Origin of the sequence: Bacillus sp. ISL-4 (assembly GCF_018613275.1) — a bacterium.
Classification (GTDB): domain Bacteria; phylum Bacillota; class Bacilli; order Bacillales; family DSM-1321; genus Peribacillus; species Peribacillus simplex_E.
This window is the reverse complement of record NZ_JAGGQN010000013.1, coordinates 70,834-90,439: the sequence shown is the minus strand read 5'-3', so window position 1 is coordinate 90,439 and position 19,606 is coordinate 70,834. Positions and strand designations below refer to the sequence as shown.

Annotated in this window: 16 protein-coding genes; 15 read left to right on the top strand and 1 reads right to left on the bottom strand. The window is 42.4% G+C overall.

The genetic code is table 11. From position 1 onward, the window contains the following. The first annotated feature begins 8 nt into the window (after positions 1 to 8). The 9 genes from ystJ (at position 9) to aceA (ending at position 10,695) form a co-directional block, all read left to right on the top strand. Positions 9 to 1,250, top strand: a complete 1,242-nt coding sequence (gene ystJ / locus J7J00_RS12120) for an NADP-dependent malic enzyme (RefSeq protein WP_214790937.1) — start codon at positions 9 to 11, stop codon at positions 1,248 to 1,250. A 5-nt stretch (positions 1,251 to 1,255) separates the two neighbouring features. After that, positions 1,256 to 1,885, top strand: a complete 630-nt coding sequence (locus tag J7J00_RS12115) for a FadR/GntR family transcriptional regulator (protein WP_098369976.1) — start codon at positions 1,256 to 1,258, stop codon at positions 1,883 to 1,885. A gap of 90 nt (positions 1,886 to 1,975) precedes the next feature. Next, positions 1,976 to 2,839 carry an acetyl-CoA carboxylase, carboxyltransferase subunit beta gene (accD, locus tag J7J00_RS12110; RefSeq protein ID WP_214790935.1) on the top strand — a complete coding sequence of 288 codons (864 nt, stop codon included), beginning with the start codon at positions 1,976 to 1,978 and terminating at the stop codon, positions 2,837 to 2,839. Further along, positions 2,836 to 3,834 carry an acetyl-CoA carboxylase carboxyl transferase subunit alpha gene (accA, locus tag J7J00_RS12105; RefSeq protein ID WP_214790933.1) on the top strand — a complete coding sequence of 333 codons (999 nt, stop codon included), beginning with the start codon at positions 2,836 to 2,838 and terminating at the stop codon, positions 3,832 to 3,834. The genes accD and accA overlap by 4 nt, the downstream gene beginning before the upstream one ends. 281 nt (positions 3,835 to 4,115) lie before the next feature. Then, the gene (pfkA, locus tag J7J00_RS12100) at positions 4,116 to 5,075 is read left to right on the top strand and encodes a 6-phosphofructokinase (RefSeq protein ID WP_214790931.1); all 960 of its coding nucleotides are present in this window, start codon (positions 4,116 to 4,118) and stop codon (positions 5,073 to 5,075) included. A gap of 100 nt (positions 5,076 to 5,175) precedes the next feature. Continuing rightward, entirely contained in the window at positions 5,176 to 6,936 is a 1,761-nt protein-coding gene (gene pyk / locus J7J00_RS12095; RefSeq protein WP_214790929.1) for a pyruvate kinase, read from the top strand. A gap of 81 nt (positions 6,937 to 7,017) precedes the next feature. Next, a complete protein-coding gene (locus J7J00_RS12090) occupies positions 7,018 to 7,410 on the top strand; it encodes an FxsA family protein (RefSeq protein ID WP_098369980.1) in 393 nt (130 codons plus the stop codon). 377 nt (positions 7,411 to 7,787) lie between these two features. Further along, a complete protein-coding gene (aceB, locus tag J7J00_RS12085) occupies positions 7,788 to 9,380 on the top strand; it encodes a malate synthase A (RefSeq protein WP_214790927.1) in 1,593 nt (530 codons plus the stop codon). 31 nt (positions 9,381 to 9,411) lie between these two features. After that, on the top strand, positions 9,412 to 10,695 hold the full coding sequence (gene aceA, locus J7J00_RS12080) for an isocitrate lyase (protein WP_098369982.1): 1,284 nt from the start codon (positions 9,412 to 9,414) through the stop codon (positions 10,693 to 10,695). Between the two features lie 85 nt (positions 10,696 to 10,780). Here the strand turns inward: aceA and ytvI are convergent, their stop codons facing one another. After that, a complete protein-coding gene (gene ytvI / locus J7J00_RS12075) occupies positions 10,781 to 11,905 on the bottom strand; it encodes a sporulation integral membrane protein YtvI (RefSeq protein ID WP_214790925.1) in 1,125 nt (374 codons plus the stop codon). A gap of 193 nt (positions 11,906 to 12,098) precedes the next feature. Between ytvI and J7J00_RS12070 the strand changes: the two genes are divergently transcribed. The 6 genes from J7J00_RS12070 to pnpS all read left to right on the top strand — a co-directional run bounded on the left by J7J00_RS12070 (position 12,099) and on the right by pnpS (position 19,415). Beyond that, entirely contained in the window at positions 12,099 to 12,560 is a 462-nt protein-coding gene (locus J7J00_RS12070; RefSeq protein ID WP_214790922.1) for a DUF441 domain-containing protein, read from the top strand. A gap of 539 nt (positions 12,561 to 13,099) precedes the next feature. Then, on the top strand, positions 13,100 to 14,215 hold the full coding sequence (gene citZ / locus J7J00_RS12065) for a citrate synthase (RefSeq protein ID WP_214790920.1): 1,116 nt from the start codon (positions 13,100 to 13,102) through the stop codon (positions 14,213 to 14,215). A 95-nt stretch (positions 14,216 to 14,310) separates the two neighbouring features. Next, complete coding sequence (gene icd, locus J7J00_RS12060) at positions 14,311 to 15,627, top strand: NADP-dependent isocitrate dehydrogenase (protein ID WP_286201309.1); 1,317 nt, start codon at positions 14,311 to 14,313, stop codon at positions 15,625 to 15,627. Between the two features lie 122 nt (positions 15,628 to 15,749). Beyond that, positions 15,750 to 16,685, top strand: a complete 936-nt coding sequence (gene mdh, locus J7J00_RS12055; protein WP_214790916.1) for a malate dehydrogenase — start codon at positions 15,750 to 15,752, stop codon at positions 16,683 to 16,685. Positions 16,686 to 16,923: 238 nt separating this feature from the next. Continuing rightward, positions 16,924 to 17,643, top strand: coding sequence for a response regulator transcription factor (locus tag J7J00_RS12050; RefSeq protein WP_098369987.1), 720 nt, complete (start codon positions 16,924 to 16,926; stop codon positions 17,641 to 17,643). Continuing rightward, on the top strand, positions 17,640 to 19,415 hold the full coding sequence (gene pnpS, locus J7J00_RS12045) for a two-component system histidine kinase PnpS (protein WP_214790914.1): 1,776 nt from the start codon (positions 17,640 to 17,642) through the stop codon (positions 19,413 to 19,415). The genes J7J00_RS12050 and pnpS overlap by 4 nt, the downstream gene beginning before the upstream one ends. The last annotated feature ends 191 nt before the right edge of the window (positions 19,416 to 19,606 follow it).

Sequence of the window (19,606 nt, the reverse complement as noted above, 5' to 3'; positions counted from 1 at the left end):
GTGAAACTATGACATTAAGAGAAGAAGCTTTACATATGCACCGCTTGAATCAAGGAAAATTAGAAACAGTTTCGAAAGTACCGGTAAGGAATGCAGTAGATTTAAGCCTGGCTTATTCTCCTGGTGTCGCAGAACCGTGTAAAGATATTTACGATAAGCCGGATACCGTTTATGACTATACAATGAAGGGGAATACTGTTGCTGTTATTTCTGATGGAACGGCTGTATTGGGACTTGGAAACATCGGTCCGGAAGCTGCCATGCCGGTTATGGAAGGTAAAGCCGTTCTATTTAAAAGTTTCGCTGGAGTTGACGCTTTCCCAATCTGTTTAAAAACGACGGATGTGGACAAAATTGTAGAGACCGTTAAATTACTCGAACCGACTTTCGGCGGAGTGAACTTAGAGGACATAGCCGCACCAAATTGTTTTGAAATTGAAGAACGACTCAAGAAAGAAATGAATATTCCTGTTTTTCATGATGATCAGCACGGTACTGCCATTGTTACTGTTGCCGGTCTTGTGAACGCGTTACGACTAGTGAATAAATCAATGTCAGAAATTAAAGTGGTAGCGAATGGAGCAGGCGCTGCTGGCATTGCCATCATTAAATTGCTTTATAGCTATGGAGTTCGTGACATCATCATGTGTGATACGAAGGGTGCCATTTATGAGGGCCGTTCGACAGGTATGAATGATACAAAAGAACAAGTGGCGAAAGTGACCAATCGAAATAGGGTTTCAGGACCTTTGGAAACTGTCATTCAAAACGCTGATGTATTTATAGGTGTTTCTGCTGCAGGAGCATTGACAAAAGAAATGGTTTCCTCGATGAACCGGGATGCGATCATTTTCGCGATGGCTAATCCAGATCCTGAAATCATGCCGGAAGATGCAAAAGCGGCAGGTGCTAAAGTTGTTGGAACAGGCCGTTCGGATTTCCCGAATCAGGTCAATAACGTCCTTGCTTTCCCAGGAATTTTCCGTGGTGCCCTAGATGTACGTGCGACTCATATCAATGAAAAAATGAAGGTTGCTGCAGTACAAGCCATTGCCGGTTTAATACAGGAACATGAGTTAAACGAAGACTACGTCATCCCTGCTCCATTTGATGAGAGGGTAGCACCTGCCGTCGCGGCTGCTGTTGCCAAGGCAGCGATGGAAACGGGAGTAGCTAGAATTAATGTAGATCCAGAGGAAATTAAAGAAAAAACAAGGAAATTAGCGATCATTGGAAAAAGTGAGGAATAATTAATTTGGCAGGTCGTACTTCTTCATCCAAAATTTATCTCGATGTCGTTGAGAGCCTACGTACCATGATTGAAGCGGACAGCCTCCTGCCGGGAGATAAAATCCCATCAGAACGGGAGTTATCGGATCGTTTTAATGTTGGCCGATCCTCTGTCCGTGAAGCATTGCGTGCCTTAGAACTATTAGGATTAATAGAAACAAGGCGTGGTGAAGGGACGTTTATCAGGGATTTCCAGGAGCATAAGCTAGTCGAGCTTCTGGGAACCTTTTTTTTGCAAGATAAAAAAGTACAAGAAGATTTGTCTGAGACGAAAAGGCTGATTGAAATTGACTGTTTGCGGATCGTCGCCTTTTTCGCTACGGCTGAGGATATTAAAAGATTAATGGTCTGGGTCAAAGCGGATGAGTTTCATGATGATGATTTCTTTTTAAGAATTGCCATTTTGAATCGCAATCGATTGCTGGAAAGAATTTGGCGCATTGTCAACAGCTATGCTAGAACATCAGAGATGGTACAGGGTAATGTGAAAAAAGAAGATTATCTAGCACTTCTTACATATTTGCTCGAACGTGATGAAGAAAAAGCCATCGAAACTTATCTTATTAGAATTAGAAATATGTCGAAGGACGAGTGACACCTTTTTACACGATACTAATTTTATTTCTGATATAGTTTGTACCAAGTATCATAAAATAGATAATTGGTGGTAAAGGGAGGATTAAGCTTGCTTAAAGAGCTATTTGCGAAGTCTAAGAAGAAATATGCAACGGTTCCTTTTGATCGTGAGAAACAAGATGTACCGGAAGGAATCATGACAAAGTGCACCGGCTGTAAAAAAATCATGTATACAAAAGAATTGGTGAAAAACAAGAAAGTCTGTCTGCATTGCGGGTACCATCATCCGATGTCTTCCCATGAGCGCATCGAATTTTTATTCGACGCAGGCACTTTTAATGAATTTGATAAAGAAATGATTTCAGTTAACCCGCTTGACTTTCCGGATTACCTAGAAAAATTGGAAAAAGATAGAAAGAAAGCCAAGATTAATGAGGCGGTTGTCACAGGAGTGGGAAGCATCAATGGGTACCAAGTTTCAACGGCCATCATGGATTCGAATTTCCGGATGGGAAGCATGGGATCCGTTGTTGGGGAAAAAATTACCCGTGCCATTGAACGTGCAGGTGAAATGAAGATCCCGTTCATCATATTTACGGCTTCAGGCGGCGCTCGGATGCAGGAGGGTGTTTTAAGCTTGATGCAGATGGCGAAGACAAGTGCGGCACTCAAGATATTCAGCAATGAAGGCGGACTGATCATATCAATGATGACCCATCCTACCACAGGCGGGGTTTCGGCAAGTTTCGCGTCACTTGGCGATATTAATCTAGCCGAACCTGGAGCCCTTATTGGTTTTGCGGGACGAAGAATCATTGAACAGACGATTCATGAAGAGCTTCCTGAAGATTTCCAAACGTCTGAATTCTTGATGAAGCACGGCCAATTGGATGCGGTCGTCAAACGTACGGAAATGAAGGAAACCTTGACGACGATCCTTAAAATCCATGCCCCGGGCGGTGAATGGTTATGATTTACGAATTAGAGTTCGAGCGTCCCATTACGGACCTTAGAAATAAGATTAAAGAGCTAAAAGACATTTCGAAGGACGCTGATGTAGACTTAACAGCTGAAATCGAAACATTGGAAAAGCGTCTAGAGAAGCTGGAAGTGGATATTTATAACCATCTTAAACCGTGGGATCGCGTTCAGATTGCCCGGCATCCAGCCCGTCCGACGACGCTTGATTACATTCCGCTATTATTCAATGACTTCATCGAGTTTCATGGTGATCGTTATTATGGGGATGATGAAGCGATTGTCGCTGGAATCGCAGAATTTGATGGACTTGCCGTGACTGTCATCGGTCATCAGCGAGGTAAGGATACGAAGGAAAACATCCGTCGTAACTTTGGCATGCCACATCCTGAAGGCTATCGAAAAGCTTTACGTCTGATGAAACAGGCGGAAAAATTCAACCGTCCGATTATTTGTTTCATTGATACGAAGGGAGCTTTCCCTGGTAAAGCTGCTGAAGAGCGCGGGCAAAGTGAAGCCATTGCGAAAAACCTTTTCGAAATGGCGGGGCTGAAGGTGCCTGTCATCAGTATTGTCATCGGTGAAGGCGGAAGCGGCGGTGCATTGGCACTTGGCGTCGGGGACCGAATTTTCATGCTTGAGAACTCAACATATTCGGTAATTTCCCCTGAAGGGGCTGCAGCCTTGCTGTGGAAGGATGCCTCTCAGGCTAAGAGGGCTGCGGAATCGATGAAAATCACGGCTCCCGATTTAAACCGCTTAGGAGTCATCGATGAGATCATTCCTGAAGTGAGGGGCGGCGCCCATCGGGATTCAAATTCACAGGCAGAAGCCATCAAGGATATCCTGAAACGTTCATTCAATGAACTTCTGCCATTGAATAGTGATGATCTTATCAACCAGCGTTATATGAAATTCAAGAAAATCGGTGAATATGAATTTGCAAAACAACCTGAGGGCGAACCTAAGGAAGTTGAACAGCATTCATAAACACATTTACAAAAGGGAAAACGTGCTGCCTTGGGCAACACGTTTTTTCATCCTTTCATGGGCACATATGTATTCATTACAGAAACGTGTAAAGAATATGGTTTGTGTGTAGAATGTAAACTTTTGCGCCATTTTACTTCAATTTCTGATGAGAATCGGTTAGGCTTATAACATCAAGTGAGCATAAGTGAAACAGTTACTGCTTATTGAAGCTTGAAAAAGGGTACAATGATATAACGAGGCTAAAAAAAATTGATTAGTGCTGTAGAGAGGTGACATTTATGAAAAGAATAGGTGTATTGACAAGTGGAGGAGATTCTCCTGGCATGAATGCGGCAGTCCGAGCGGTTGTCCGGAAAGCAATTTTTCATGAAATTGAGGTCTTCGGTATTTATCATGGCTATCAGGGATTGATAAATGGAAATGTAAAGAAGCTTGAACTTGGGTCGGTCGGGGATATCATTCATCGAGGCGGCACGATGTTACATACGGCTCGCTGTCCGGAATTTAAGACGGAGGAAGGCCAGCTGAAAGCGATTGAACAATTGAATAAACTTGGTATCGAGGGCATTGTCATCATTGGTGGCGATGGTTCATACCGCGGAGCGAAAGCTTTAACGGAAAGGGGCTTCCCTTGTATCGGAGTTCCTGGAACGATTGATAATGACATACCGGGTACGGACTTCACGATTGGTTTTGATACGGCCCTTAATACAGTCATCGATGCTATCGATAAAATTCGGGATACGGCCACTTCTCATGAAAGGACTTATGTGGTTGAAGTGATGGGAAGAGATGCCGGCGATATTGCGCTTTGGGCTGGATTGGCTGGCGGAGCTGAAACGATTCTTTGTCCTGAATATGAATATGATATAGAAGATCTGATTGGAAAGCTGAACCGCGGACATGACCGTGGGAAAAAGCATAGTATCATCATTGTAGCTGAAGGTGTTGGAAGTGCCGTTGATATCTCCAGGAAAATTGAGGAAAAGGCAGGGTTTGAAACCCGTGTAACGGTCCTGGGCCATGTCCAGCGCGGAGGATCTCCTTCGGCAAATGACCGTGTATTAGCAAGCCGGCTTGGAGCAAAAGCCGTTGAACTGCTTCTTGAAGGAAAAGGAGGCAGGGCTGTCGGGATAGAACAAAATCAACTAGTTGATTATGATATCATCGAAGCTCTTGCTAAACCGCATACAATTGATAAGAAAATGTATGAATTATCTGCTGAGCTATCCATTTAATCATTATTGATCGATAGGAATTTAAAGAAGACATAAAACACTGCGCCCCTGTCTTCAAAAGGTGGACAGGCGGCAGTTTTCCTTAAAGGAGGATGACAACATGCGTAAAACCAAGATTGTTTGTACGATTGGCCCCGCAAGTGAAAGTATAGAAAAGCTGGTTCAATTAATAGAGGCGGGGATGAATGTAGCACGGCTTAACTTTTCTCATGGAAATCATGAAGAACATGCCGCTAGAATACGCAATATTAGAGAAGCGAGCGAAAAAGCGGGTAAACAGGTTGCCATACTGTTGGATACAAAAGGACCTGAAATACGGACAAATAATATGGAAAATGATTCCATGGAGCTTGTTGCAGGCAATGAAATCATTATTTCCATGAATGAAGTCCTGGGAACACCTGAAAAATTCTCCATTACCTATGAAGGGCTTCTGCATGATGTCCACCCAGGATCTAAAATCCTTTTGGATGATGGATTGATTGGGCTTGAAGTGTTGAAGATAGATCAGGTAAGAAAAGAAATCCATACCAAGATCTTGAATAGCGGTACACTTAAGAACAAAAAAGGCGTGAATGTTCCTGGAGTTTCGGTTAACCTGCCTGGCATAACGGAGAAAGATGAACAGGATATCCTTTTTGGAATCGAACAGGGTATCGACTTCATTGCTGCCTCATTTGTACGCAGGGCTTCCGATGTGCTTGAAATAAGTGAATTATTGCAGCAAAATGGAGCGGAACATATTCAAATCATCCCTAAGATCGAAAATCAAGAGGGCGTAGACCGTCTTGATGAAATCTTGGAAGTTTCAGATGGCTTGATGGTAGCACGTGGAGACTTGGGAGTGGAAATTCCCGCAGAAGAAGTGCCATTAGTCCAAAAGCAATTGATCAAAAAATGTAATAATGCTGGGAAACCAGTCATAACGGCTACACAAATGCTCGATTCGATGCAGCGTAATCCAAGGCCGACCCGTGCAGAAGCAAGTGACGTGGCCAATGCCATATTTGATGGAACCGATGCAATCATGCTTTCTGGCGAAACAGCTGCTGGGACCTATCCTGTCGAAGCGGTGCAAACGATGCATAACATTGCTTCACGTGCTGAAACAGCCCTTGATTATCGGGATATATTATCAGTCAGAAGCAAAGTGAACCGCCATAATGTCACTGATGCTATTGGTCAATCCGTTGCCCACACCGCGCTTAATCTTAATGCCGGGGCAATCATCACCCCTACAGAAAGCGGTCATACGGCAAGGATGATTTCCAAATACCGCCCTAAAGCACCGATTATTGCTGTTACATCCAATGATCACGTTTCAAGACGGCTTGCATTGGTTTGGGGAGTCTATCCGCAGATTGGTCCAAAAGCGACGACTACAGATGAAATGCTTCAAACCGCAATAGATGAAAGCTTGCATTCTGGCTTAGTTTCCCATGGGGATTTAGTTGTCATTACAGCCGGTGTGCCTGTAGGTGAAACAGGTACGACTAACTTGATGAAAATTCATGTGTTAGGAGAGGTTCTTTTGAAGGCTCAAGGAATCGGCAGGAAATCTGCGAAAGGTGAAGTGGTTATAGCTAAGAATGCCAAGGAAGCTTTGGAAAAAGTGACGGAAGGCTCTGTATTGGTTACGATCGGTTCGGACCGTGAAATGATGCCGGCGATTGAAAAGTGTGCGGCATTGATTACGGAAGAAGGCGGTTTGACAAGCCATGCAGCTGTTGTAGGAGTTACATTGGGCATACCGGTCATCGTTGGGGCGGAGGACGCGACCAAGGTTTTCAAGGATGGTCAAAGAATAACAGTTGATGCAGGTCGCGGAGTCATTTACGATGGACATGCCAACGTTTTGTAAAACGAAATTTTGGCTGATTCCGTGCCGATGAGGTAAGATGGATGTACCGCACCAGAAATGGGCTGTGCAGGAGGAATGTAGATGAAATATTTTTTAATGTTTATCATTGCGATGCCGGTCGTTGAAATTATTGTCCTTTTGCTGTCAGGCAACCTGATTGGTTTTTGGCCAACGCTGTTCCTGATTGTAGCCACAGGCTTGATCGGAGCCTATTTGGCTAAACGGCAAGGGATGGAAACGTGGAAAAAGGCACAGGAACAGATTCGTTACGGAATGATGCCAGGAAATGAAATCATTGATGGAATCTGTATCTTTATCGGAGCTGCACTGTTGCTGTCCCCTGGGCTCATCTCGGATATCATGGGATTGATCCTTGTGTTTCCGCCAACCCGGAATCTCCTCAAACCGATTGTTATCCGGTTTATCATGAACAGGGTGAATAAAGGGAAAGTTACCATCATTCAGCATAAATAATATAAGGCTGTCTAAAGGCTCAAGCTTTTAGGCAGCCTTTTTTGGTCTGGAAAAAAGGTCAACAAAAGCATCCAAGTTTTTTATGGGGTGCTTTTTTTGATTAACAAATGGGAGTTTCAATGTTAATCGGATTTTGCCTGTTTCACCATTAAATGATGAATTCCACGAGAATGAAAAAGTGTATGATAACAGGATTTTTAAAGATTAACCCTTTGAAAACATTGGTAAATCAGGCTTTTCTATGATTGAAAATCTTTTTTTTAGATTTTTTAGAAAAAACTGGTGACAAATTTATACAACGTGTTATATAATACAAACAGGAAATAAAACAACTGTATTATAACATAAAAGAGTTGGAAAGGATGTGGAGAGGCAACATGATTACGGAAGCAAAAGGCTTACAAATTACAGGCAACATTAAGCCAGGATATGAACAAATACTTACAACGGAAGCTCTTCAATTCATCGAAAGAATTGAACGGCATTTCAATGGAAGAAGGGCAGAACTTCTAGAACGGCGGAAAAGCGTTCAGGAAGAACTGAATCAAGGTAAGCTTCCTGATTTCCTTGAAGAAACGAAGCATATTCGCGAAAGTGATTGGACGATTGCGCCCCTCCCGAATGATTTGCAGGACCGCAGGGTTGAAATCACTGGACCTGTTGATCGCAAAATGATCATTAATGCCATGAACTCGGGTGCCAATGTATTCATGGCGGACTTTGAAGATGCCAATTCACCCACTTGGGAGAATTGCATTGATGGCCAATTGAATCTGCGGGATGCAATCCGCGGAACCATTTCATTTAAAAATCCAAATGGCAAAGTGTATGAATTAAATGAAAGAACAGCTGTCCTAAAGGTAAGGCCACGCGGCTGGCATTTGGAGGAAAAACATGTCCTTTTGGATGGACAGCCTATATCAGCCAGCATTTTTGATTTTGGACTGTACTTTTACCACAACGCAAAAGCGTTGGTCGAAAAACAAAGCGGTCCATACTTTTACTTACCAAAAATGGAAAGCCATCTCGAAGCAAGATTATGGAATGACATATTCGTATATGCACAGAACGATTTGAGAATTTCGCAAGGGACCATCAAGGCAACGGTGTTGATAGAAACGATTCTTGCTGCATTCGAAATGGACGAAATTCTGTACGAGCTTAAAGAACATTCGGCAGGCCTGAACTGTGGCCGCTGGGATTATATCTTTAGTTTCCTGAAAAAATTCCGTCACTCGGATGATGTCATCTTCCCAGACCGGCAGCAGGTCACGATGACCGTCCCGAACATGAGGGTGTATTCCTTATTGGCAATCAAAACATGTCACACTCGTAATGCTCCTGCAATCGGCGGGATGGCGGCGCAAATTCCTGTTAAAAATGACCCGGTTAAGAACGATGAGGCTTTTGCAAAAGTAAAGGCAGATAAAGAACGCGAAGCAAGAGACGGTCATGATGGAACATGGGTTGCCCATCCAGGTATGGTAAGCACGGCAAAAGAGGTTTTTGACCTGCTCGTCCCAAAACCGAATCAAATTTTCCGAAAACGGGAAGATGTCCATGTAACAGCTCAAGAGTTGCTGGCTGTACCGGAGGGAACGATCACAGAGGCAGGATTAAGGACGAATATTAACGTAGGCATCCAATATATCGCCTCTTGGTTAAGTGGCAGAGGTGCGGCACCCATCAATAACTTAATGGAAGATGCTGCAACCGCTGAAATTTCAAGGGCTCAAGTTTGGCAATGGATCCGTCATCCAAAAGGCATTCTCGAAGATGGCAGGAAAATAACCAAGGAATTATTCCATCAAATCAAAGAAGAAGAATTGGCGGTCATTAAATCGGAAGTAGGGGAAGAAACTTTCAAATCAGGAAAGTTTGAAGAGTCTACTGAACTATTTGAACAATTGATTGAAGCGGATGACTTTGCAGATTTCTTAACGAATGCCGCATACGAAAAATTATCTTAATATTCAAAATATAAATTAGGAGGAAATAATGATGATGAATGAGAGAGCCCAAAAATTACAACAAAGCTGGGAAAATGACTCACGGTGGACTGGTATTAAACGTCCTTATACGGCCGAAGAAGTTATTAAACTAAGAGGTTCCATCGATATTGAACAAACATTGGCACGCCGTGGTTCTGAAAAACTATGGGATCTATTGAATACGGAGGATTTCATCAATGCATTAGGAGCATTGACTGGTAACCAAGCCATGCAGCAGGTGAAAGCTGGTTTAAAAGCAATCTACTTAAGCGGCTGGCAAGTGGCGGCAGATGCTAACATCGCAGGGCAAATGTACCCTGACCAAAGTTTATATCCAGCCAACTCCGTGCCGCAAGTAGTTAAACGCATTAATCAGACACTTCAGCGTGCAGACCAAATCAGCTTTGCTGAAGGAAAAGATGATATCGATTGGTTCGCTCCAATCGTGGCGGATGCTGAAGCAGGCTTTGGCGGTTCCCTTAACGTCTTCGAATTAATGAAAGGCATGATCGAAGCTGGAGCGGCAGGCGTTCATTTTGAAGACCAGCTTTCTTCCGAGAAGAAATGCGGTCACCTGGGCGGTAAAGTCCTTCTTCCAACCCAAACGGCAGTACGTAATTTAGTTTCCGCCCGATTGGCAGCCGACGTAATGGGTACACCGACTATCTTGATTGCCCGTACGGATGCAGATGCTGCAGATTTGATCACCGATGATATCGATCCGGTCGATGCACCATTCATCACTGGTGAAAGGACTCCAGAAGGATTCTACCGCACGAATGCAGGTCTTGACCAAGCAATTGCAAGAGGCCTTGCTTATGCGCCGTATGCCGACCTTATCTGGTGTGAGACTTCTGAACCTAATCTAGCGGATGCTCGCCGCTTTGCCGAAGCGATCCATGCAGAGTTCCCGGGCAAACTGCTAGCTTACAATTGTTCCCCATCATTTAACTGGAAAGCGAAATTAAGTGATGAAGAGATTGCAAATTATCAGGTGGAATTGGGTAAATTGGGTTATAAGTTCCAATTCGTTACACTTGCAGGATTCCATTCATTAAATCATAGCATGTTCAACCTTGCTCTTGGTTATAAAGACCGCGGCATGGCTGCATACTCAGAACTTCAACAAGCGGAGTTCGCTAGTGAACCCGACGGCTATACAGCAACACGTCATCAGCGTGAAGTGGGAACTGGTTACTTTGATGAAGTGGCACAAGTCGTTTCTGGTGGAACATCATCCACAACAGCGCTTGCAGGTTCTACTGAAACGGAACAATTCGAGACGTCAAAATAATTTTGCTTAAAACCAAAGATCCGCCTTGTACCCAAGGCGGATTTTTAAATGGAAATGGGTGAATGCTAATTGTGTCTGGAATATCTTAAGTCGTTTTCTTCGTATCTCCGATGATGAAAGTCCATGTTGCCTTGAAGACATTGGCACGCTGGAGTGTATTGAATATGACAAGTACGACAGGTCCTGCAATCAGACCTAGGAAACCGATCAGTTTGAAGCCGATGAACAAGGCGATGAGAGTGGCAAGCGGATCCAAACCAATACTGGAAGAAAGTACTTTCGGCTCTATTAACTGACGCTGGACAACGACGATTATGTAAAGAACGGACAAACCGATTGCAAGACTTGTATTCCCGGCGATGAATTCAAAGATGATCCAAGGAATGAAAATCGTACCTGTCCCTAAATAGGGGATGATATCGACCAGTCCGCATATCAGGGCAATGGTAATTGAATAATTCACCCCCAAAATGAGAAATCCTATTAAAATTGTGACAGTCGTCAACGAAACAAGAGTGAATTGTGCACGGATAAATCCGAACAAAGCCCGTTTTAAGTCCCTGAATAAACGCTTGGCACCCGCAAAAATCTTATCAGGCAACACTTTTCCGGTCATGCGGCTAAAGCTATCCCAATCTTTGCTGATGAAGAAAGTGCCCAGCAGGGTAAAAAGGAGTGCAGTTGCTGTAGTTGGAAACCATCCGATGATTGTGGGGATGTTCTTCAAGAAAGCTTGAATGAAGCCGCTTACTCCGGTAGTGATCGATTCACCGATATTTTGGATATTCTTGAGGACTGTGTCCTGCTGTTCGGTATCCAAATTATTGAACATGGCAGCTATTTGATTATAAAAAGGGATGACGGTGGACGCGATGTAAGTTTCTATATAATCCACGATGGTTTCAATATGTTTCGGGATGACTCCTGCTAGGTAATTGGTCCCTGAAATGATCTCGGTGACCAGTAAGGTGATAAGACCCGCAAATAAAAGGAAAATGAGTAAAAGGGAAACGAATACAGCCAACCCCCGTGGCAGCCTTCCTTTCCTTTCGAAAAAAGTGACCAGGGGATTCATCAAGAAAGCGATTATCATGGCAATGATGAATGGATATGTATATTTAGATAAATAAAACAAGGCAATTCCGCCTAAAATAATCCCTCCGATGACCAGTAAAGAGCGAATGAAACGATACATATATACCGGATTCAAGTCATATCCTCCTTCAATCATAAAGTTTGTATTATAATTGTAACGATGATGGTAAAGAAAGGAAAGATTCTTTCATCTTTCGGCTTAACTTTTTTCCGCCGATGCATCGTTCCATAAATCATTTTTCTCCCAGGAAACATGGGAGTTTGTTATGTTAAAATAACAAAAACAGAAGGAAGAAGGTGAAGGGAGAATGATCAACGGTCCTGTAGTATTTTTAATTCTGCTTGCTGCAATCGGTTGGTTTGGGAAAAACACCTCACTGATCATGGCTGCGGGTTTTCTTTTAAGCATGAAACTGATTGGCCTTGACTCTAAAGTGTTTCCATACCTGGAAGCGAAAGGAATCAACCTGGGCGTTACAATCATTACGATTTCGGTACTCATACCCATAGCAAACGGGGCAATAGGTTTCAAGGAACTCGGAGACGCAATAAAATCTCCTTATGCCTGGATTGCGCTTGCATCTGGAATAGCGGTTGCGCTCATAGCGAAAAATGGGATTACGCTCCTATCACATGATCCGCACATTACCACGGCTCTTGTTTTTGGGACGATTCTTGCAGTCGCATTATTCAAAGGTGTGGCTGTCGGACCGTTAATCGGGGCTGGAATTGCTTATTTATGCATGCAGATCTTCAATTTTTTTAAATGAAGCAAGTGGCAAAGGGGAGAAAAGCCTGTCAGTCCTGGGGATATAAATTCTCTATTTAATGTTTCGTTTATTCTGCTTTGAGGCGAATTTTCAAAAAAACGTTTTGAGTCGCATAAAAAAAAGCAAGAGAATATGTAGCTAATTTTTCTAATAAAATAATAATTTTTTCACATTTTAGGTGCTTTTCATTCCCAAAAAAGTGTTTATTGTTTATAATAATGGTGTAACTGCTCTGATTTATTAAAATTGGGATTCAGAATATCATTGATATTTTTGAGGAATCTTAAAAAAAAGATGTAGTTATTGAGCAAGCGCTCACTAGGAATAGCTACAAGCATTATTTTTAGATTTTCTTATTAAAGATTATCGTACATTTTACTATTGTTGGGGTCATATTCTGTGAACGCTTCCAATACAAGATGTATGTCTTCTGCTAAAAAATAGATGGTTGTATACAATAGCTAATTCCTTGGAAGCGCTATATTTATACGCAATGAGCAAGGGCATAGGGGAATACTTAGGAAAAGGAGAGATTTAGTATGACAGCAACAAAAGGTCTTGAAGGTGTGGTAGCAACAACTTCATCAGTAAGCTCCATTATCGATGATACATTAACGTATGTAGGATATGACATCGATGATTTAGCTTCTAACGCAACATTCGAGGAAGTAATCTATCTTTTATGGCACGGAGCTCTTCCGAACAAAAGCCAATTAGAAGAATTAACTAAACAACTTGCTGAAAATGCTGAAATTCCAGCTGAAGTGGTTAATCACTTCAAAACATACCCAATTGATAAAGTACATCCAATGGGAGCTCTTCGCACAGCAGTATCTCTTCTGGGTCTTTATGATGAAGAAGCAGATGTAATGAGTGAAGACGCTAACTATCGTAAAGCAATCCGCATCCAAGCAAAAATCCCTACATTGGTAACAACTTTCGCTCGCACCCGTCAAGGTAAAGAAGCGGTTGCGCCACGTACAGATTTAAGCTTTGCTGCTAACTTCTTATATATGTTAAGCGGTAATGAACCAACGGCAATCGAAGAAGAAGCATTCAACAAAGCATTGGTTCTCCATGCTGACCACGAATTGAACGCTTCTACATTCACTGCACGCGTTTGTGTGGCTACATTAGCTGATATCTATTCTGGCGTAACTTCTGCCATCGGCGCTTTAAAAGGCCCACTTCACGGCGGAGCTAACGAACAAGTCATGAAAATGCTTACAGAAATTGGTTCAGTGGATAACGTTGAGCCATATATCAACGAAAAATTAGCCAATAAAGAAAAAATCATGGGCTTTGGCCACCGTGTATACCGTAAAGGTGATCCACGTGCTAAACACCTTAAAGAAATGTCACAAAAACTGACTGAACTTACTGGACAACCGCAATATTATGATATGTCCATCAAAATTAATGAAATCGTAACTGGTCAAAAGAATCTTCCGCCGAACGTGGATTTCTATTCTGCTTCCGTATACCACAGTTTAGGTATCGAGCATGACCTATTTACACCAATCTTTGCTGTAAGCCGTGCTTCAGGCTGGATCGCTCATATCCTTGAGCAATATTCAAACAACCGTCTTATCCGTCCGCGTGCAGAGTACGTTGGACCAGGTATGCAAAAATACGTACCGATTGAAAAACGCTAATTAAAAGTTTTTTCGAAAAATCATTTTTTATTTCATCGAATTTGTAGTAAATTAATAGATGTGAGTAAAAAAGGTTAGTGGTTCTGCTTCATTAAATGGCAGGCCATCTAACCTTTGAATTTGAATCGGAGGTAAGAGACATGACACAAAGCCAAAAAATCACAGTTACTAACGGTGCTCTTAACGTACCAAACAATCCAATCGTTCCTTATATTGAGGGAGACGGAATCGGTCCTGATATCTGGGCTGCAGCATCCCGCGTTTTAGACGCAGCAGTTGAAAAAGCTTACAATGGCGAAAAGAAAATCGAATGGAAAGAAGTTTTAGCTGGACAAAAAGCATTTGACCAAACGGGCGAATGGCTTCCACAAGAAACTCTTGATGTCATTAACGAATATCTAATCGCTATTAAAGGACCTCTTACAACTCCAATCGGCGGCGGTATCCGCTCATTGAACGTTGCATTGCGTCAAGTATTGGACTTATTCGTATGTCTTCGTCCAGTACGTTACTTTGATGGTGTACCTTCACCAGTTAAACGTCCAGAAGACACTGACATGGTCATCTTCCGTGAAAACACTGAAGACATCTATGCTGGTATCGAATATGCAAAAGGTTCTGACGAAGCTAAGAAATTAATCGACTTCCTACAAACTGAATTCGGTGTTACAAACATCCGTTTCCCTGAAACTTCAGGTATCGGAATTAAACCGATTTCTGAAGAAGGAACGAAACGTCTTGTTCGCGCTGCACTTAACTATGCGATCAAAGAAGGCCGTAAATCATTAACGCTTGTTCATAAAGGTAACATCATGAAATTCACGGAAGGCGCATTCAAAACTTGGGGTTATGAAGTTGCAGAACAAGAATTCGCCGATAAAGTGTTTACATGGAACCAATATGACAAAATTAAAGATGCTGAAGGCACTGAAGCTGCTAACAAAGCACAATCTGCTGCTGAAGCTGAAGGCAAAATCATCGTTAAAGATTCCATTGCTGATATCTTCTTACAACAAATCCTGACTCGTCCTAAAGAGTTTGATGTTGTTGCAACAATGAACTTGAACGGAGATTACATTTCTGATGCATTAGCTGCACAAGTTGGCGGAATCGGTATCGCTCCAGGAGCAAACATCAACTACGAAACTGGACATGCCATCTTCGAAGCAACTCACGGAACGGCTCCTAAATATGCTGGTCTTGATAAAGTTAACCCATCTTCAGTTCTTCTTTCAGGCGTTCTTTTACTTGAGCACCTTGGCTGGAACGAAGCTGCAGACAGCATCACTAAATCAGTGGAACAAACAATCGCTTCTAAAGTTGTTACATACGACTTTGCCCGCCTAATGGAAGGTGCGACGGAAGTTAAATGTTCTGAGTTCGCTGACGAGCTTATCAAAAACCTTAAATAATTCATTACATGCTTTCTGGAAAAGTGCCTGAATGGGCTGCTTTTCCAGGAAGCTTATATATATTTTCATGAGGATGTTAAAAGTATTCCAAAAGTATTCATATATTTTAAGGAGGAAATAACATGTCTAAACGTAAAAAAATCACAGTTGTAGGTGCTGGATTCACTGGTGCTACAGCAGCATTCCTAGCCGCTCAAAAAGAACTTGGCGATATCGTTTTAGTTGATATCCCGCAAGCTGAAAACCCTACTAAAGGTAAAGCCCTTGATATGGCGGAAGCAGGACCTGTCCTAGGTTTCGATGCTAACATCATCGGTACATCCGACTATGCAGAAACAGCTGATTCCGACGTAGTGATCATCACTGCCGGAATTGCCCGTAAACCCGGCATGAGCCGTGACGACTTAGTTCAAACTAACCAAAAAGTTATGAAATCAGTAACTAAAGAAGTCGTTAAATATTCCCCTAACACAACCATCATCGTTTTGACTAACCCTGTAGATGCAATGACTTACACTGTTTACAAAGAATCAGGTTTCCCTAAAGAACGCGTTATCGGACAATCAGGTGTCCTTGATACAGCTCGTTTCCGTACTTTCGTAGCTCAAGAATTAAACTTATCGGTTAAAGATGTAACTGGTTTTGTACTTGGCGGACACGGAGATGATATGGTTCCTCTGGTACGCTACTCTTATGCAGGCGGAATTCCTTTGGAAACATTGATCCCTAAAGATCGTTTAGAAGCAATCGTGGCTCGTACCCGCACTGGCGGCGGAGAAATCGTCAACCTTCTTGGAAACGGAAGCGCCTATTATGCACCAGCTGCATCTCTAGTGGAAATGGCTGAAGCGATCCTTAAAGACCAACGTCGCGTTCTCCCGTCCATCGCTTACCTTGAAGGTGAATACGGATTTGAAGGTATCTACCTTGGAGTGCCGACTGTACTGGGTGCAAACGGTATTGAACAAATCATCGAACTTGAATTGACTGAAGACGAAAAAGCGGCACTTTCAAAATCAGTTGAATCAGTTAAAGCAGTAATGCAAGTCCTTCAATAAGTGATCATGATCAGACTGTTCGGAAATAGGAAGAAAAGGCCATGGTCTTTTTCCGATTCCGGGCAGTTTTTTTTCGCTTCAAAAGTCCGCTGGAACTTATAATCTCCTTGCTGAAGATAAGGAATAACTTTCTTTCGTTTTTTTATGTGTAAATTTCATATAATATTCTTTATAATGGAATTGGATGAGTAGACCAAGAAATTGGTCTTTTGGGTAATACAGAATTCAGGAGGATCTAATGTCAAAGAAAATTCTCGTAGTGGATGATGAACAATCAATAGTTACCTTACTTCAGTACAATTTAGAACAAGCAGGCTATTCGGTAATCACAGCTTTAGATGGAGAACAAGGGCTGGAGGCTGCCGTGGATATACGCCCCGATTTAGTGGTATTGGATTTGATGCTGCCTAAAATGGACGGGCTTGAAGTATGTAAGCAGCTTCGCCAGCAAAAAATCAATATACCGATCTTGATGCTGACAGCTAAGGACGATGAATTTGACAAGGTGCTGGGACTTGAACTAGGGGCGGATGATTATTTGACCAAGCCATTCAGTCCTAGGGAGGTAGTGGCCCGGATTAAAGCCATTTTAAGAAGATCCCAGTTACAAGCTAACGGCAGTGATTCAAGTCAGGATCAGGAAGATGGCCTCTTGAAATTAGGGGAATTGAAAGTGTTCCCGGAACGATACGAAGCATTCTTTGATGAACAGCAATTAGAATTGACTCCAAAGGAATTTGAATTACTTTTATACTTGGCGAAGAATAAAGGAAGAGTGCTGACCAGGGATCAACTGCTCAGTGCGGTATGGAATTATGATTTCGCGGGAGACTCACGAATCGTCGATGTCCATATTAGCCATCTTCGTGAAAAAATAGAAAAAGATACAAAAAAACCATTATATATTAAAACGATAAGGGGCTTGGGGTATAAGCTTGAGGAGCCTAAAAAAGAATGACGACCTATCGTAAAAAGCTCTTATATACCCTCATCACATTGGTGATGGTCGTCCTGATGGCCGTGGGCTTTTTATTAGGACACTTGTTCAAAAGCTATTATATTAAAACGTTCAATGACCGTATACAGAACGAAACGTTTTTCATTTCTACATATATTCAGGAGCATGGCGGGATTGAGTCCTTTTTGGAAAAAGGGAAGACGGCAAAACTGACACCCCTTTTAGATTCGAATTTAACCATTCTCTCCACGAATGGGGAAATATTATACGATTCGACATCATCCAATGAAATATTTAAAGGCCATGCCAATGTCCTTCGTAAAATAACTTTGGAAAAAGGGCTTAAGCAAGGGGAAGGGTATGAAGTGGTCGAAGGCGAATCGGACCTCCATTATTATTGGAAGACGGTTGAAAAGGATGGAGAGATTGAAGGCTTTGTCGTACATAGCAATGAAATAGAGGCCATCAATCAAGTGAATAAACAAATGTGGCAAATATTGATCATTTGTTTAGGGGTTGCCTTGATCATCATTCTCATGCTTGCGAGCAAAATCACTTCATATTATACGCGTCCGATCGAGGAGGCGACGATGGCGGCCATTGAACTGGCAAAAGGGAATTATGGAACCCGGACATTCGGGCGGCATTCCGATGAAACGGGAATGCTGACAACTTCCTTGAACATATTGGCGAGGAATCTTCAGGAAACAGAGATAGCGAGGGAAATGAATCAGGATCGTTTGGAAACACTTGTTGAAAACATCGGTAGTGGTGTCTTGCTGATAGACAGTAAAGGGTATACCACATTAATCAACCGGGAATTCAAGAAAAGCTTCCGTGTGAACTCCGCTACGTTTTTGTTTCAGGAATATTATTCGGTCATTAAAGAACAGGAAGTCATAGCCATCATCGAAGAAATCTTTCGAACGGAAAAAACGATTAAACGACAGGTGAAGATACCGCTTGCCATAGAACGTAAGCATTTTGAGATTTACGGGGCTCCCATTATCGGGAATCATGATGAATGGAAGGGGATCCTCCTCATTTTCCATGATATTACCGAATTGAAAAGGCTCGAGCAGATGCGGAAGGATTTCGTGGCTAATGTGTCCCATGAATTGAGAACCCCGATCACTTCTATTAAAGGCTTTTCTGAAACATTGTTAGATGGCGCCTTAAAAGACGAAAAGACCTTAAAGCACTTTTTATCGATTATCCTGAAAGAAAGTGATCGGCTGCAAGAACTCATTCAGGAGCTTCTGAATTTATCTAAAATGGAGCAACAGGAATTCGTTTTAAACGCAGGGGTCGTGGATATTACGAAGGTGCTTGGCGAAATACAAGAGATGCTCATAGGCAAGCTGAAAGAAAAAGAAGTATCCCTTGAAATTAAAACATCACCGGAACCGGTATTCATTGAAGGGGAATCTGACAGGATCAAACAGGTTTTCATCAATTTGATTACGAACGCATTGACCTATACACCAAATGGCGGCAGGGTCACCGTTGATATCATTGAAAATGAACAGACGGTCGATATAGCAGTGCAAGACAGCGGGATCGGCATCGAAGAAAAAGAACTGCCGAGGATCTTTGAACGGTTTTACCGGATCGATAAGGCGAGGAGCCGCGATTCAGGAGGAACGGGCATTGGACTGGCAATCGTCAAGCATATAATAGAAGTCCATAAAGGTAAAATCAATGTGGAAAGCACACCTGGAACAGGGACGACTTTTACAGTCACATTAAATAAAAGCTTAAAAGGAATGTAGCGGATTTCTTATTTACATGTCCTTTACAATTCCTTAAAACGGACTTCATAATGCAGGGGTACAATGGTTGTACAACCCCTCATCCAAGGAGTTAAACATTGACAGAGACATAGTCTCTGTCTTTTAATTTTGGCTATATTCCCCGGGAACGATTCCTCTATCCTATTTTCCTGGGAAAATATTTGATTTTT